This window comes from Citrobacter sp. R-1.5.2, assembly GCF_035064245.1.
GTDB lineage: Bacteria > Pseudomonadota > Gammaproteobacteria > Enterobacterales > Enterobacteriaceae > Citrobacter.
In genome coordinates this window covers 69,193-85,390 of sequence record NZ_JASEYC010000009.1, presented here as the reverse complement: position 1 = coordinate 85,390, position 16,198 = coordinate 69,193, and the positions used below count along the sequence as shown (strand labels likewise).

Below are 16,198 nucleotides of genomic sequence, written 5' to 3'. Positions count from 1 at the left end.
ATTTATTTGATGTAGCGCAAAGTAAAAACTGGAGCGTACAGATGACGGGCACTGCAGCCGATTGTAAATTGTGGCAAGAAAAATCTGATTAATTATTCAACAAAAACAGGAAGGTAAGTCAGACATCTTCGGTGAAGCCCGGTAGCGCTATCCGTACCGGGCTCAAAGCCAATTGCAAGCTATTTTTGCAGCCACCAGATGGCTTCAAAAGGACGTAATGTCATATCGCCTGGCTGGCTGGCGACCTCGGCGTAGTTGTGCATCATCACCTGCCAGTTTCCCTGGGTGTCAGCGGGTTGCCAGGGCTGGAAGGTGTTGCTCAGGTTGGCAATGACCAGAAGCCGCTGCCCTTGCCACTCGCGCTGATAGCACCATATGTGCGGGCTGTCAGGTAGCAGATCCTGGTAATCACCCCAGGTGAGAACCGGCTCCGCTTTACGCAATGCGATCAGCTTCTGATAGGTATAGAACACCGAGTCGTCATCATTCAGCGCCGCTGCGACATTGATATCCGCTGCGTTGTCGCACAGATTGATCCATGGTTCACCCTGCGTGAAGCCTGCGTGTTTGCTGGCATCCCATTGCATCGGCGTGCGGCTGTTATCACGGGATTTACTGGCCAGAATCGTCAGTAATTCGTCGGCATCGCGTCCCTGCGCATTCAGCTCAGCGAACATGTTATGGCTTTCTACGTCGCGATAATCGGTTATCTGGCGGAAGTGTGGGTTGGTCATGCCAATCTCTTCCCCCTGATAGATATAAGGCGTGCCCTGCATACCATGCAGCACCATGGCCAGCATTTTGGCGGCAGGAACGCGGTATTTCTCTTCATCGCCAAAACGCGAAACGATACGTGGCTGATCGTGATTACACCAGAACAGCGCGTTCCAGGCGACGTTGTGCATGCCTTGCTGCCAGTGGCGGAACAGGGTTTTTAGCGCCACATAGTCGGGTTTTGCTAGCGTCCATTTCTCTCCATTGGGGTAATCCACTTTCAGATGGTGGAAGTTAAAGGTCATCGACAGCTCACTACCATCCTGGGCGGCGTATTGCTGGCAATGTTCCAGCGTAGTGGATGACATTTCTCCCACCGTCATCAGGTTGCGTGGGGTAAAGACATCGCGGTTCATCTCACGCAAAAATTCATGTGCGCGTGGACCGTCGGTATAAAAACGGCGTCCATCACCGTCTGGATCGTTCGGGAAGTCCTGATCTTTAGAGATAAGATTCACCACGTCGAGACGCAGACCGTCCACGCCGCGATCGGCCCAGAACTCGCACACTTTTTTTAGCTCAGCGCGAACCGCCGGTTTTTCCCAGTTCAGATCGGCCTGCTCTGGGGCAAAGAGGTGCAGGTAATACTGCTCGCTTTCGGCGTGCCAGCTCCAGGCACTGCCGCCAAATTTGGAGCGCCAGTTGTTCGGGCTGGCCTCTGACGTGCCATCGCGCCAGAAATAAAACTGACGATACGGGCTGTTTTTATCCAGAGCGTCACGAAACCAGGCGTGCTGTGTTGAAGTATGGTTAAACACCATATCAAGGATAATACGGATGCCGCGCGCTTTTGCCTGCGTGACCAGTTCGTCAAAGTCTGCAAGCGTACCGTAGGCCGGATCGACGGACATATAGTTAGCGACGTCATAGCCGTTATCAACTTGCGGTGAAATGTAGAATGGCGTCAGCCAGATAGCATCGATCCCCAATTTTTGCAGGTAGTCGAGACGCTGCGTCACACCGCGCAAATCACCGGTACCGCTACCGGTGGTGTCCTGAAAACTCTTGGGGTAAATTTGATAAATAACGCCGTTTTGCCACCAGTGTGGAATATTCATTGCTGTTTCCTGGAGATACGATGGGGCGCAACTGCGCCCCGAAGAAAAGTCAGACAATCTGTAAGGTGCCCTGACGGTATTTACGCTGGTAGATGAACGAAGTCAGTACCATCGGGATAACAATGGAAATCACCATCGCCAGACCAAATACCTGCCAGTACGTTGGCTGAATGGAGAGGATGCCAGGCAAGCCGCCGACGCCAATGCCGTTTGCCATCACGCCGTTCAGGCCGCACAACAGCCCGGCAAGGCCCGAACCAATCATCGCGCACAGCATCGGGAAGCGATATTTCAGGTTGATGCCGTACATCGCGGGTTCAGTTACCCCCAGATAGGCGGAGATCGCAGCAGGAACAGAGATTTCACGCTCATTGTGTTTACGGCTGGAGATAATGATGCCGACCACCGCAGAGGCCTGAGCGATGTTAGACAGCGCAATCAGCGGCCATACCGGTGTGCCGCCCATGCTCTGGATCATCTGCATATCGATAGCCAGCGTGGTCTGATGTACACCGGTGATCACCAGCGGGGCATACAGGAAGCCGAACAATGCTGCGCCAATCGGGGCAAAGCTGCCGGTCAGCAGATGGCGGACGGCAAACGCGACACCGTCGCCGATCATGCGGCCAAATGGACCGATAAAGGCATGGGCGAGGAACACGGCCAGGATCAGCGAACATACCGGGACGATGACCAGGTACAGATAATCCGGGACGATGCGTTTCATCCGCGTTTCAATAAAGCCGAGCGCCAGGCCCGCCAGCAGCGCCGGAATAACCTGCGCCTGGTAGCCCACTTTCTCGATACTGAACAGGCCGAAGTTCCACACTTCCGGTACCTGCTGGCCGAGCAAATAGGCGTTCATCAGTTGCGGAGAAACCAGCGTGACGCCCAGCACGATGCCGAGGATCGGCGTACCGCCCATTTTCTTCACGGCAGACCAACAAATCCCCACCGGCAGATAGAAGAAGATCGCTTCGCCGATCAGCCACAAGAAGTCGTAGAGCGTTTTGAGCGAGGGATGCATCTGCGCCAGCGTCTGCCCGTTGCTCATCGGCACATCGCCGATGACGTTACGAAAACCTAAGATCAAACCACCGCTGATCAGCGCAGGGAGCAGTGGGAAGAAGATCTCCGCGAAGTGAGAAATCAACTGCTCGTGCCACTTCATGTTCTGCCGCGCCGCTTTCTTTGCCTGCTCTTTGTCGGCACTGGCTTGTCCGGTGGTCGCCAACAGCGCCTTGTAGTAATCACCTACCTCAGTGCCGATCACGACCTGAAACTGCCCGGCGTTGGTGAAGCAGCCTTTAACCATCGGTAGCTGTTCGATCTCTTTGGGTCTGGCATTCGCGGGTTGATTCAACACAAAACGCAGGCGCGTAATGCAGTGACTCACCGTGGCGATATTGTCGCGCCCGCCAACCAGCTCTATCAGCCGGTCGATATCCGCTTGTTTTACTTTGCTCATGATGACGTGTGTTCCCCGTAGGTCGGATTAGACGCTTTCGCGACGTCATCCGGCAGCTGTCTCGTTGTTGGTGCCAGAGTATATCGTCGGTGAATATTTAAAAATGGGAACGTTCCCGAAACGCAGCGAAGATCACAAATTAGTGCTCAGAAAGCGATCAGGAGAGGGTGGCAGGAATGACGATTTGCCGCAGTTCGCTGCGGCCGTTGATCTGTTCGATCAGCTGTAACGCCGCTTGCCGCCCGGCTTCAGCGTAGCCAGGATCGACTGTGATGATCTCCGGATGGAGGAATTTCATCAGCGGCGTATTACCGACGCTTGCCAGTTGCAGGTTGTCGATTCGCTGTTCCTGCAGATATTTGCTGACACCAAGGGCAAGCGTGTCCGTTGCACAGACTAACGCGGTGGTTTCCGGGGTGATGACATCGGCGGCATGCTCATAGCCCTGCTTCATGGCAAGACCAGGCAGAGCAGCGACAGGATGCAGCTTATGTTTCTTGCAGAAGGTCAGGTAGGCCTCATGACGGCGCTTACCGGTGGTGACATCGCTATGGGGGACGCCAAGGAAACTGATATGACGATGTTCGCGATCGTACAGACGCTGCATCAGGGTATGAATGGCACCTTCGTCGTCATAACAGACGGAGGCAAAGCCTTTGGCATCCCTGGCCAGCAGCACCAGAGAGTCCTGCCAGGAGGTGAGCATAGTTTCCGTTACGCCGGTAAAACCAAACAGCACGACGCCATCAATGTTACGACGTTTGAGCATTCCCAGATGTTCTTCTACCAGTTCAGGTGAGAACTGGCTTTCCATCATAATCGGATCGTAACCCTGCTCATAAAAGGCGGGCAGCATGGTCTGCACCGCGAGGTTTTCTGAAAGTGAGTCCAGACGTGTGACGATAATCGCCACAACTTTGTCGCTTTGCCCGCGCATGGCGCGTGCGGAGCGGGAAGGGGAAAAACCGTGCTGATTCATCACTGCTTCAACACGTTCACGGGTGCGTTCGCTAACGCCGCTTTCGTTGTTGAGCACACGGGAAACCGTTGATTTTCCCACGCCGCTTAAGCGGGCGATGTCTTTAATAGTCAGCCGATTTTGCATCCTGTTTTCCCGTTGCGCACTTTTTCAGTTATATCAAAGAGAGTAACTTTACTCATGTGGAGTGCAATGGGCAAAGTCTGCTTTAAACCGTTCACCCTTCAGGCGATGTGTATACGTTTGGTTTAGTTTCCGTGCTGTATCATACCGCCATAATTGTCACAAACCTTATGGTTTTCTGCGTATAATCCGCAGCGCTTATCATTCACTTACCGGAGGCTATATGGATCCCGATCCCACCCCTCTCCCGAAATGGAGAACCCCCCTTCTCCGGTAAGCCTGTTTTCACTGTCTTACCGGAGCTGTAAGACAGTGACGTTCTGACGTCCCTGTTGTGATTTTAAAATTGCCACCAGGCAAGGCTTTGCCACGCCTGAAGGATTTACTGCGCCCGCTTATACTGGTGCAGAGGGACTGCCTATGTTCAAAAATATAACCCGCCAGCTGTTTGCCCGGCTTAACCGCCATTTGCCGCATCGTTTGGTGCATCGCGATCCGTTGCCTAATGCGCAGACCGTTGCCAGCACGCCGATCCCACCGTCACTCAGTGAACATTGCCTGAAGATGGCGCTGATGGATGAAGAGGCGCTGTGGAAAACGTTTGATGCGCATCCGGAAGGATTGAATGCCGCAGAAGTGGAGAGCGCCCGCGAAAATCATGGTGAAAACCAATTGCCGACGCAAAAGCCATCGCCGTGGTGGGTTCATCTGTGGGTCTGCTACCGCAACCCGTTTAATATTCTGCTGACTATTCTGGGCGGCATTTCTTATGCCACCGAAGATCTGTTTGCTGCGGGCGTCATCGCCTTGATGGTGTGTATCTCAACGCTGCTGAATTTTGTGCAGGAGGCGCGTTCCACCAAAGCGGCGGATGCGCTGAAAGCGATGGTCAGCAATACCGCCACGGTACTGCGCGTTATCAACGAAAAAGGGGAGAACGGCTGGGTTGAACTGCCGATCGATCAGCTGGTTCCTGGCGATATTATTAAGCTGGCAGCCGGCGATATGATCCCGGCCGATTTACGTATCGTCCAGGCGCGCGATCTGTTTGTGGCGCAGGCTTCGCTGACCGGTGAGTCTTTGCCGGTTGAGAAAGTGGCGACCAGCCGTGACCCGCAGCAAAGCAACCCGCTGGAGTGCGATACCCTGTGTTTTATGGGCACCAATGTGGTGAGCGGAACGGCACAGGCCATTGTCATTGCCACCGGGGCGAACACCTGGTTTGGACAACTGGCAGGCCGCGTCAGCGAGCAGGAAAGTGAGCAAAATGCCTTCCAGAAAGGGATCAGCCGCGTCAGCATGTTGCTGATCCGTTTTATGCTGGTAATGGCACCCATTGTGCTCATCATCAACGGCTACACCAAAGGTGACTGGTGGGAAGCGGCGCTGTTTGCGCTGTCTGTCGCGGTGGGGCTGACCCCGGAAATGCTGCCAATGATCGTCACCTCAACGCTGGCGCGCGGGGCGGTGAAGCTGTCCAAACAGAAGGTTATCGTCAAACACCTCGATGCCATCCAGAACTTTGGCGCGATGGATATTCTGTGCACCGATAAAACCGGTACTCTGACTCAGGATAAAATAGTGCTGGAGAATCATACCGATATCTCCGGTAAGCCCAGCGAACACGTCCTGTATTCCGCGTGGCTGAACAGCCATTATCAGACCGGGCTGAAGAATCTGCTGGATACGGCGGTTCTCGAAGGTGTGGATGAAGAATCTGCCCGTCAGCTCTCTACCCGCTGGCAGAAAATTGATGAGATCCCGTTTGATTTTGAGCGTCGTCGGATGTCGGTGGTGGTCGCTGAAGAAACCGATGTGCATCAACTGGTGTGCAAAGGCGCGTTGCAGGAGATCCTCAGTGTTTGCACCCAGGTGCGCCATAACGGGGAAATTGTCCCGCTGGATGAGAACATGCTGCGCCGGGTGAAACGCGTTACCGATACGCTGAACCGCCAGGGGCTGCGCGTGGTGGCGGTGGCGACGAAATACCTGCCTGCGCGTGAGGGCGATTACCAACGTATTGATGAGTCAGACCTGATCCTTGAAGGCTATATCGCCTTCCTCGATCCACCGAAAGAAACGACCGCCCCGGCGCTGAAAGCCCTGAAAGCCAGCGGTATTACGGTGAAAATTCTCACCGGTGACAGCGAGCTGGTGGCGGCGAAAGTGTGTCATGAAGTGGGTCTGGATGCAGGTGATGTGGTTATCGGCAGCAGCATCGAAGGGTTAAACGACGACGAGCTGGCAAAACTGGCTCAGCGTACCACGCTGTTTGCCCGCCTGACGCCAATGCACAAAGAGCGCATTGTCACACTGCTCAAGCGTGAAGGTCACGTAGTGGGCTTTATGGGCGATGGTATCAACGATGCCCCGGCGTTGCGCGCGGCGGACATTGGTATTTCTGTTGATGGTGCGGTTGATATTGCGCGTGAAGCGGCAGACATCATCCTGCTGGAAAAGAGCCTGATGGTGCTGGAAGAAGGGGTGATCGAAGGGCGTCGTACTTTCTCGAACATGCTGAAGTACATCAAAATGACGGCCAGTTCCAACTTTGGTAACGTGTTTAGCGTGCTGGTGGCGAGCGCATTTCTGCCGTTCCTGCCGATGTTGCCGCTGCACTTACTGATTCAGAACCTGCTGTACGATGTATCCCAGGTGGCGATCCCGTTTGATAACGTTGATGAAGAGCAGATTAAAAAGCCGCAGCGCTGGAACCCTGCCGAGCTGGGACGCTTTATGATTTTCTTTGGACCGATCAGCTCTATCTTCGATATTCTGACATTTTGCCTGATGTGGTTCGTTTTCCATGCCAATACGCCAGAACATCAGACGTTGTTCCAGTCAGGCTGGTTCGTGGTCGGTCTGTTGTCGCAAACGCTGATTGTGCATATGATCCGTACCCGTCGCGTGCCGTTCATCCAGAGCCGCGCCGCATGGCCGTTGATGCTGATGACGCTGGTCGTGATGGTGGTGGGCATTGCGTTACCGTTCTCGCCATTGGCCAGCTACCTGCAATTGCAGGCATTGCCGCTGAGCTACTTCCCGTGGCTGATTGCGATTCTGGCAGGCTACATGACATTGACCCAGTTAGTGAAAGGTTTTTATAGCCGTCGTTACGGCTGGCAATAACCGCTAAACGTCTCAACAGGATGGTGTTAACACCATCCTGCATTTCTCTTCTTCATTCGAAGATATTCCTCCGTAATATTGTTGTTTTATTTTTATTGAAATACTAACGCGGCTAATTAGTCTAAAACCGCGTCCTTTGCGTTGCTTTTCTATCAGGAAAACGATCTGCGTTGCAAAAATGAAACAGCGTGCTAAAAATTATAGAGCTTAGTTTTTTTTTGTGAAGGCAGTCATCGAAATAAATTGTTACACCAGTTAGTCTGCACCGGTAACGTCGTTAAGAAAGTTTCTCGCTGCCCGTTTTTAATTCCGGCAGTCATTTGCTCTGCAAGCTATTCCTGTTAATGGATATTATGAACTTCTGGAGAAGGACAAATGAAACTGACAAAAAACCTGATAAGTCTGTGTATTGGTGCTTCGGTATTACTGGCCAGCCATTCAGCGTTGGCACAAACCTTCCGCGCCGCAGATGTGCATCCGGCTGATTACCCGAACGTGGTGGCAGTGAAACACATGGGGGAAAAGCTCAGCGCGGCGACCGATGGTCGTCTGGAAATTAAAACATTTCCAGGTGGCGTGTTAGGCGATGAAAAACAGATGATTGAACAGGCGCAATTAGGCGCTATCGATATTATTCGCGTCTCGATGACACCTGTCGCTGCTATCCTCCCTGAAATTAACGTATTTACCCTGCCGTATATTTTCCGTGATGAAGACCATCTGCATAAGGTTCTCGATGGTATGATCGGCCAGGAAATTGGCGACCGTCTGACGGCCAATACCAAATCACGGCTGGTGTTTTTGGGCTGGATGGATGCGGGGACGCGTAACCTGATCACCAAAAATCCGGTGGTGAAACCGGAAGATTTACACGGTATGAAAATCCGCGTTCAAGGGAGTCCGATAGCGCTGGATACCCTGAAAGCGATGGGCGCTAACTCCGTTGTAATGGGCGTCAGTGAAGTCTTTAGCGGCATGCAGACAGGGGTTATTGATGGAACGGAAAATAACCCACCGACGTTTGTCGCGCACAACTATTTACCTGTCGTTAAAAACTACACCTGGAGCAAACATTTTATTATTCCTGAATTATTTCTTTTCTCGAAAGCGAAATGGGATAAATTGAAAAAAGAAGATCAGGATCTCATTATTAAGCTCGCTAAAGAAGCCCAGGTAGAGCAACGCAAACTTTGGCAGGATTATAATGCGAAATCACTGGAAACGATGAAAGCCAACGGCGTTCAGTTCCACGATATTGATACGGACTATTTCTATAAAGCCACTCAGTCAGTGCGGGATAATTACGGTAAAGAACACCAGGATTTGATCAAGCGTATTCAGGATGTGCAGTAGTTCATCGGGCGGATGATATCCGCCTGAATCATTTGATTAATTCGAGGTGATGATTATGGGTGAATGCTATTCATCGGTAATGGATTTTCTTTATCGGGTCTCAATGTGGATTGCCGGTGTGGCATTATTGGTGATGGTTGCCATTATACCGATTGGGATATTCGCACGTTATGTCCTGAACAATGCCCTGTCATGGCCTGAACCCGTCGCTATTCTCTGCATGGTGACATTCACCTTTATTGGTGCTGCGGTAAGTTATCGCGCAGGCTCGCATATCGCAGTGAGTATGGTCACTGATCGCCTGGGTGAAAGCGCCCGCCGTTATTGCTTTATTGTCGCGGATATCATGCTGGCGGCGATAAGCCTGTTTATCCTCTGGTACGGAACCAATCTGTGTCTTGAGCTGTGGGATCAACCCGTTGCGGAATTCCCGATTTTAAGCGCCGGGCAAAACTATCTTCCGCTGCCAATTGGCTCTGCTATCACGCTGCTCTTTATTGTTGAGAAGATCTGCCGTGGCCCGCAGTACCTGCGTCCTGTTGTCATGCTGGGTTCGACCAGCTAATTACCGCCCCCATTTCATTAAGGAAAGCAGATGGATGCATTTATTCTCGTCTTTACGCTTGGCATCATGCTGGCGATTGGGGTACCGGTAGCGTACGCGGTAGGGATTAGCGCCATCATTGGTGCCTGGTACATTGATATCCCACTGGAAGCGGTGATGATCCAACTGACCAGTGGCGTGAACAAGTTCTCCCTGCTGGCGATCCCGTTCTTTATTCTGGCTGGCGCGATCATGGCCGAAGGCGGAATTGCGCGTCGGTTAGTGAATTTTGCCTACATTTTTGTTGGTTTTATTCGCGGAGGCTTGTCACTGGTCAACATCGTGGCATCGACCTTTTTTGGCGCAATCTCAGGATCGTCGGTGGCAGACACCGCTTCCATCGGTTCGGTGATGATCCCGGAGATGGATAAAAAAGGTTACCCTCGCGACTTTGCCGCGGCGGTGACCGCCAGCGGTTCGGTGCAGGCAATCCTTACGCCGCCCAGCCATAACTCGGTTATCTACTCGCTGGCAACGGGTGGGACGGTGTCGATTGCCGCGCTATTTATCGCCGGGATCCTGCCGGGCCTGCTGTTAAGCTTGAGCCTGATGGTGATGTGCGTGGCGTTTGCCCATAAACGCGGCTATCCAAAAGGCGAGCGCGTGCCGTTTCGCCAGGCGCTGAAGATTTTCGTCGATACGCTGTGGGGATTGATGACGGTGGTGATCATCATGGGGGGGATCCTGTCGGGCATCTTTACCGCGACGGAATCCGCGGCGATTGCCTGCCTGTGGGCCTTCTTCGTCACCATGTTTATCTATCGCGACTATAAATGGTCTGAACTGCCGAAGCTGATGTTCCGCACGGTGAAAACAGTCACCATCGTGATGATCCTGATTGGTTTTGCTGCCGCGTTTGGCGCTGTCATGACCTACATGCAGTTGCCGATGCGCATCACCGACGCGTTCACCAGTATCTCGGATAACAAATACGTCATCCTGATGTGCATTAACATTATGCTGCTGCTGATTGGTACGCTGATGGATATGGCGCCGCTGATCCTGATCCTGACACCGGTCCTGCTGCCAGTGACCAACGCGCTCGGCATTGATCCGGTTCATTTCGGCATGATCATGTTGGTGAACTTAGGGATCGGGTTGATTACGCCGCCGGTAGGGTCGGTGCTGTTTGTCGCCAGCGCGGTGAGTAAGCAGAAGATTGAACAAGTGGTGAAGGCGATGCTGCCGTTCTACCTCGTCCTGTTCCTGGTACTGATGTTGGTAACGTACATTCCGGCGATTTCGTTGTTCCTGCCGAAACTGTTTGGTGTGCTGTGATAAATGCCCGGTGGCGCTCGCGCTTACCGGGCCTACAAATTACGCTTCCATTGGCCGGATAAGGCGAAATCGCCATCCGGCACAAGGAAACTTAGCGACGAACGGCGATCGCTTCAATCTCGATTTTCACGTCTTTCGGCAGACGAGCAACTTCCACGCAAGAACGCGCCGGGAAAGTCGCGTTGTGCTCAGTGAAGAACGCTTCGTAGGTGGCGTTGACGGTTGCGAAATCGTTCAGGTCTTTAACGAATACGGTAGTTTTTACGATATCGCCCACTTTCAGGCCTGCTGCTTCAACGATAGCTTTTACGTTTTCCAGCGACTGACGCGCCTGAGCGGACACGTCTTCCGCTACGGCACCGGTTTTCGGATCGACCGGGATCTGACCGGAAGTGATTACCATGCTACCCAGGTCAACGCCCTGAACGTATGGGCCGATAGCGGCTGGTGCATTTTCCGTCGCAATAGTTTTGCTCATGATATCTCCAGATGAACTGCAGTATTAAGGTGTTAGCCATTATAGAGAGGCAACATTTCAATACCAACCGCAATTAGTTGGCCAGCACCACATAATGCGAAAACTCTTTTTCACAGTATTTGCATTTGAGCGCGATATCATCAGCGCGTTTTTTCACTGAAAAGCTGGAGGAAACCGGTTCAGCATGGCTGATGCAGTTGCTGTTCGGGCAGACCAGCACGTTGTCGATTCGTTCCGGCAGGCTCGGACGTGATTTACCCACCACGTCATAATCGTCAATGCGGTTCACCGTCGCCTGTGGCGCGTACAGAGAAAGCTGGTTAACTTGCTCATCGGTCAGGAAGGTGTTTTCAATTTTAATCAGGTCTTTACGACCCATTTCGCCTGACGGCAGGTTCAGACCGATGGTGATACGCTGATCGGTTTCTGTCAGCTTGAACAGCGTCAGCAGTTTAAAACCAACCTGTGCGGGAATATGGTCAATCACGGTGCCGCGTTTGATGGCTTCAACCTGCAGTTTGTTATCGTGTGTCATCTCTTTTTCTCCCTTACAGTGCCAGTTCGCTATTCAGTACCAGTGCCAGTAACGCCTGGCGGGCGAAGATGCCGTTGCCAGCCTGCTGGAAATACCAGGCGTGCGGCGTCTTATCGACATCGGTGGTGATCTCATCGATACGCGGCAGTGGGTGCAACACTTTCATGTTCGCTCTGGCACCATTCAGGTCGCTGGCACGCAGGACGAACTGTGCTTTCACGTTGGCGTATTCGGAAGGGTCCAGACGTTCTTTTTGCACGCGGGTCATGTAGAGAATATCAACCTCTGCCATAACCTCTTCGATGGTGCCGTGCAGGCTCCAGGCGATACCTTTTTCATTTAGCATGTCCAGAATGTATTGCGGCATGGCCAACGCATCCGGGGCGATGAAGTAGAAGCGGTTGCCTTCGAATTTCGCCAGTGCCTGGGTCAGGGAGTGGACGGTACGACCATACTTCAGGTCACCCACCATGGCGATTTGCAGATTGTCCAGGCGGCCCTGGGTTTCCTGAATGGTGAACAGGTCCAGCAGCGTTTGGGTGGGATGCTGGTTCGAACCATCGCCCGCGTTCAGTACTGGCACGTTGCCGGAGAACTCTGTGGCCAGACGGGCAGCACCTTCCTGCGGATGACGCATCACAATGGCGTCAACATAGGTACTGATGACGGAAATGGTATCAGCCAGCGTTTCACCTTTTTTGCCCAGTGATGTGTTGCTGCTGTCAGAGAAACCCACCACGCTGGCACCCAGGCGGTGCATCGAGGTTTCAAAGGATAAACGGGTGCGCGTCGATGCCTCAAAGAAGCAGCTGGCTATCACCTTATGCTTTAGCAGCTCCGGCTGTGGGTTGGCTTTCAGTTTCGCCGCTGTCGCGAGAACCAGATTGAGGTCATCGCGGCTGAGGTCATTTATGGAAATGATGTGTTTTTGATAGAGCGGGTTAGCCATGTTTATCTCCTGACGCCTGGGCAAAAAAAAGCCCCTCAATTGAGGGGCTTGGAATGGATGATCAACGGAAAGAAAAACGGCAGGCCAGCGTCCTTTTTCAGACGCGGTAAGACAAAATGTCGTACACACTGAACCATACATCCTCCCGGCAAATTGTCCGCGATTATACTCAGCTCCGTTATGGGATCAAGCGAAAAATGCACAATTTATTCATCGCAAACGATTCTCATGAATATTCATGCACCCTGTCGGGTGATCGGCTACGTTGAGATAAACATGCGTTGACGCAAAATATCAGCAAATAGCAGTGGTATGGCAGACGGTTTTTTCGTATAACAACTAAAATGAAACATTGTTTTAATTAAGGGGTTTGAGATGATTGTCGGCAATATTCACAACCTGGATGTCTGGCTGCCAGAAGAGCTGCGTCAGGCGATTGAACACATCAAGGCACACGTGACGGATGCGACGGAAAAAGGTAAGCACGACATCGACGGTGATCGTCTGTTTTATCTGATTGCAGAAGATATGACGGAGCCGTTTGCCCAGCGTCGCGCTGAGTATCACGCCCGTTATCTGGATATTCAGATCCTGCTCAAAGGCCAGGAAGGTATGACCTTCAGTACACAGCCTGCGGGCGCGCCGGAAACCGACTGGCTGGCGGATAAAGATATCGCCTTCGTGGCGGAAGGGGTACAGGAGAAAACGGTCGTGCTGAACGAAGGTGACTTCGTGGTGTTCTATCCGGGTGAAGTGCATAAACCGCTGTGTGCAGTCGGGTCGCCGGCACTGGTGCGCAAAGCCGTGGTGAAAATGCGGGTGGCATAAGCGTGATTGCCGGGTGCGGCTTCGCCTTGCCCGGCCAACGGGAGCGCGGTTGTAGGCCGGATAAGATGCTTAGCATCGCCATCCGGCATATGCCTTCACTTCGCTAATGTCGCCACCATCACCGCTTTGATGGTGTGCATCCGGTTTTCCGCCTGAGAGAATACGATACTGGCGGGGGATTCAAAGACCTCATCGGTCACTTCCATACCGCCGTGCAAACCATACTCTTGTGCCATTTGTTTACCCAGCACGGTCTGATCGTCATGAAACGCGGGCAGACAGTGCAGGAACTTCACCTGTGGATTACCCGTCAGCGCCATCATCGCGCTATTAACCTGATAGTTACGCAGCAGCGCAATACGCTCTGCCCACTTCTCTTTTGCTTCGCCCATCGAGACCCAAACGTCGGTGTAGATAAAGTCCGCACCTTTTACACCTGTGGCAACGTCTTCGGTCAGCGTAATATTACCGCCATTTTTCTGTGCCAGCGCCTTGCACTCCGCCACCAGGCTCTCTTCAGGCCAGCATGCTTGTGGTGCAACCAGGCGTAGATCCAGCCCGGTTAACGCGGCGGCTTCCAGCATGGAATTGCCCATATTGTTGCGGGCATCACCGGTATAGACCAGCGTCATCTCATTAAACGCTTTACCCGGCAGGTGTTCCTGCATAGTTAACAGATCCGCCAGTAACTGAGTGGGGTGAAATTCGTTGGTTAACCCGTTCCATACCGGAACTCCGGCATATTCCGCCAGCGTTTCCACAACGTCCTGACCGTGACCCCGATACTGAATACCGTCGTACATACGACCGAGTACGCGGGCGGTGTCTTTGATCGACTCTTTATGACCAATCTGGCTGCCGCTTGGCCCGAGATACGTCACGCGAGCACCCTGATCGTATGCGGCAACTTCGAAAGAGCAACGGGTACGAGTCGAGTCTTTTTCGAAGATGAGCGCAATGTTTTTACCGGTGAGCTTAGCGACCTCAGTACCGTTTTTCTTATCTGCCTTGAGCTGTGCGGCGAGCTGTAGCAGTGACGTGAGTTCAGCAGAGGTGAAATCGAGCAATTTCAAAAAGTGCTTCTGATAAAACGCAGACATGGTTCCCTCGCATGGCTTAAGCCATTTATTGAATTAAAATTCAATTTATATGGATGTTTATTCATTTGCAACCTTGTTTAACAAATCTTTCCTGGAAAGGTGGAGGCAATGTCAGCGGTATGTGACAATAAGAGTATCGGCAGGACATTATGAGGAACGAGCCATGGCAAACCCGGAACTACTGGAAGAGCAGCGTGAAGAAACACGCTTGATTATTGAAGAGTTACTCGAAGATGGCAGCGACCCTGATGCGCTGTACACCATCGAACATCACCTTTCCGCGGATGACTTTGAAACCCTGGAAAAAGCGGCAGTAGAAGCCTTCAAACTGGGTTATGAAGTGACCGAGCCTGAAGAGTTGGAAGTGGAAGAAGGCGACACAGTTATTTGCTGTGACATTCTCAGCGAATGCGCCCTGAATGCCGAACTGATCGACGCTCAGGTAGAGCAACTGATGAATCTGGCTGAAAAATTTGAAGTGGAATACGACGGGTGGGGTACCTATTTCGAAGACCCTAACGGCGAAGAAGGTGAAGATGGCGACGATGAAGACTTCGTCGACGAAGATGATGACGGCGTGCGTCACTAAGTCATCTGATGACCTACGGCAGTGTTTGCTGCCGTAGGGCAAGGACAATGTATGGATTACCCGCAAATACTCTCCCCAATCCTCAATTTTCTGCACTGCAAAACACCCCAGGCATGGCTTGATAAAGCGCAGGACCCGGCAAATCTTCCCCTGCTGCTGACCGATCACCTCGTCTGCGAGCTGAAAGCGGCACAAACAGCGATGCTGTTGGTGCGTAAATATGTCGCTGACAAAGCTGGTTCACAGGCGTTGCTGGACTGGCTGAAACCCTATGAGGCTTTTGCGTTCAGAGAGGGAGAGGAGCCTGACTTCATTGCACTGAATAAACAGATCAGCAAAAGTGTGATGCCGCAGACCGACGATCCGTGGGGGCGCAAGCTTATCGACAGCATGGTTTTGCTGATCAAAGAAGAGCTGCATCATTTCTGGCAGGTGCGCGAGGCGATGATGAGCCGCAACATCCCCTACATCAAAATTACTGCCAGTCGTTACGCCAAAGGCATGCTTAAAGAGGTTCGCACCCACGAGCCCTTAACGCTGATTGATAAGCTCATTTGCGGCGCATACATTGAGGCGCGCTCCTGTGAACGATTCGCGGCGCTGGCACCGTATCTGGATGATGATTTACAGGCGTTTTATCTGTCGCTACTACGATCAGAGGCGCGCCATTATCAGGATTACCTGGCGTTGGCACAGCAGATTTCAACCGATGACATCAGCGCCCGGGTGCGTTTCTTTGGTGAAGTGGAAGCGTCGCTGATCCTGTCTCCAGATGATGAATTCCGCTTTCACAGCGGCGTACCCGCGTAATACACCTTCCCGGCGCGGCTCGCCATGGTTGCCGCGCCATCTCTCCTCTTCCTGATACCTGCAGATAAATTCTGGTGGCTGGAAAACCATCGCCTCTACCGTAATAATCAGAACACACAACGGGGAAATATATCCCCGACATA

Annotated in this window: 16 protein-coding genes; 7 read left to right on the top strand and 9 right to left on the bottom strand. The window is 52.5% G+C overall.

From position 1 onward, the window contains the following. Nucleotides 1–179 precede the first annotated feature (179 nt). The 3 genes from treC to treR form a co-directional block, all read right to left on the bottom strand. Complete coding sequence (gene treC / locus QMN38_RS16555) at nucleotides 180–1,832, bottom strand: alpha,alpha-phosphotrehalase (RefSeq protein WP_323605391.1); 1,653 nt, start codon at nucleotides 1,830–1,832, stop codon at nucleotides 180–182. Between the two features lie 49 nt (nucleotides 1,833–1,881). Continuing rightward, nucleotides 1,882–3,300 carry a PTS trehalose transporter subunit IIBC gene (gene treB, locus QMN38_RS16550; protein WP_271449179.1) on the bottom strand — a complete coding sequence of 473 codons (1,419 nt, stop codon included), beginning with the start codon at nucleotides 3,298–3,300 and terminating at the stop codon, nucleotides 1,882–1,884. A 157-nt stretch (nucleotides 3,301–3,457) separates the two neighbouring features. Continuing rightward, complete coding sequence (treR, locus tag QMN38_RS16545; protein ID WP_137383943.1) at nucleotides 3,458–4,405, bottom strand: trehalose operon repressor TreR; 948 nt, start codon at nucleotides 4,403–4,405, stop codon at nucleotides 3,458–3,460. Between the two features lie 417 nt (nucleotides 4,406–4,822). Here treR and mgtA point away from each other — a divergent pair, with 417 nt between their 5' ends. From mgtA to QMN38_RS16525, 4 genes are all read left to right on the top strand, one after another. Continuing rightward, nucleotides 4,823–7,531, top strand: coding sequence for a magnesium-translocating P-type ATPase (gene mgtA, locus QMN38_RS16540; RefSeq protein ID WP_323605390.1), 2,709 nt, complete (start codon nucleotides 4,823–4,825; stop codon nucleotides 7,529–7,531). 375 nt (nucleotides 7,532–7,906) lie between these two features. Continuing rightward, nucleotides 7,907–8,884 carry a TRAP transporter substrate-binding protein gene (locus QMN38_RS16535; RefSeq protein WP_271449181.1) on the top strand — a complete coding sequence of 326 codons (978 nt, stop codon included), beginning with the start codon at nucleotides 7,907–7,909 and terminating at the stop codon, nucleotides 8,882–8,884. A 55-nt stretch (nucleotides 8,885–8,939) separates the two neighbouring features. Beyond that, nucleotides 8,940–9,449 carry a TRAP transporter small permease gene (locus QMN38_RS16530; protein ID WP_323605389.1) on the top strand — a complete coding sequence of 170 codons (510 nt, stop codon included), beginning with the start codon at nucleotides 8,940–8,942 and terminating at the stop codon, nucleotides 9,447–9,449. Between the two features lie 30 nt (nucleotides 9,450–9,479). Continuing rightward, a complete protein-coding gene (locus QMN38_RS16525; RefSeq protein ID WP_271440322.1) occupies nucleotides 9,480–10,766 on the top strand; it encodes a TRAP transporter large permease in 1,287 nt (428 codons plus the stop codon). A 91-nt stretch (nucleotides 10,767–10,857) separates the two neighbouring features. On the opposite strand, the gene ridA is transcribed toward QMN38_RS16525, so the two are convergent. From ridA to pyrL, 4 genes are all read right to left on the bottom strand, one after another. Then, on the bottom strand, nucleotides 10,858–11,244 hold the full coding sequence (ridA, locus tag QMN38_RS16520) for a 2-iminobutanoate/2-iminopropanoate deaminase (protein ID WP_000047544.1): 387 nt from the start codon (nucleotides 11,242–11,244) through the stop codon (nucleotides 10,858–10,860). 73 nt (nucleotides 11,245–11,317) lie between these two features. Continuing rightward, a complete protein-coding gene (pyrI, locus tag QMN38_RS16515; protein WP_016151492.1) occupies nucleotides 11,318–11,779 on the bottom strand; it encodes an aspartate carbamoyltransferase regulatory subunit in 462 nt (153 codons plus the stop codon). A gap of 13 nt (nucleotides 11,780–11,792) precedes the next feature. Next, entirely contained in the window at nucleotides 11,793–12,728 is a 936-nt protein-coding gene (pyrB, locus tag QMN38_RS16510) for an aspartate carbamoyltransferase (RefSeq protein ID WP_016151493.1), read from the bottom strand. 35 nt (nucleotides 12,729–12,763) lie between these two features. Further along, nucleotides 12,764–12,865, bottom strand: a complete 102-nt coding sequence (gene pyrL, locus QMN38_RS16505) for a pyr operon leader peptide (protein WP_202039763.1) — start codon at nucleotides 12,863–12,865, stop codon at nucleotides 12,764–12,766. Between the two features lie 238 nt (nucleotides 12,866–13,103). Here pyrL and QMN38_RS16495 point away from each other — a divergent pair, with 238 nt between their 5' ends. Then, nucleotides 13,104–13,556 (top strand): YhcH/YjgK/YiaL family protein, encoded by a 453-nt coding sequence (locus QMN38_RS16495; protein ID WP_271440324.1) that lies wholly within the window; start codon nucleotides 13,104–13,106, stop codon nucleotides 13,554–13,556. A gap of 95 nt (nucleotides 13,557–13,651) precedes the next feature. Here the strand turns inward: QMN38_RS16495 and argF are convergent, their stop codons facing one another. Further along, nucleotides 13,652–14,656 (bottom strand): ornithine carbamoyltransferase, encoded by a 1,005-nt coding sequence (gene argF / locus QMN38_RS16490; RefSeq protein ID WP_323605388.1) that lies wholly within the window; start codon nucleotides 14,654–14,656, stop codon nucleotides 13,652–13,654. Then, nucleotides 14,626–14,721 carry a putative translational regulatory protein ArgL gene (gene argL, locus QMN38_RS27020; RefSeq protein WP_416348267.1) on the bottom strand — a complete coding sequence of 32 codons (96 nt, stop codon included), beginning with the start codon at nucleotides 14,719–14,721 and terminating at the stop codon, nucleotides 14,626–14,628. The genes argF and argL overlap by 31 nt, the downstream gene beginning before the upstream one ends. A gap of 98 nt (nucleotides 14,722–14,819) precedes the next feature. Here argL and rraB point away from each other — a divergent pair, with 98 nt between their 5' ends. Both rraB and miaE read left to right on the top strand, forming a co-directional pair. Then, nucleotides 14,820–15,245, top strand: a complete 426-nt coding sequence (rraB, locus tag QMN38_RS16485; protein ID WP_005134179.1) for a ribonuclease E inhibitor RraB — start codon at nucleotides 14,820–14,822, stop codon at nucleotides 15,243–15,245. Between the two features lie 51 nt (nucleotides 15,246–15,296). Next, nucleotides 15,297–16,055, top strand: coding sequence for a tRNA isopentenyl-2-thiomethyl-A-37 hydroxylase MiaE (miaE, locus tag QMN38_RS16480; protein WP_271440326.1), 759 nt, complete (start codon nucleotides 15,297–15,299; stop codon nucleotides 16,053–16,055). Nucleotides 16,056–16,198 lie beyond the last annotated feature (143 nt).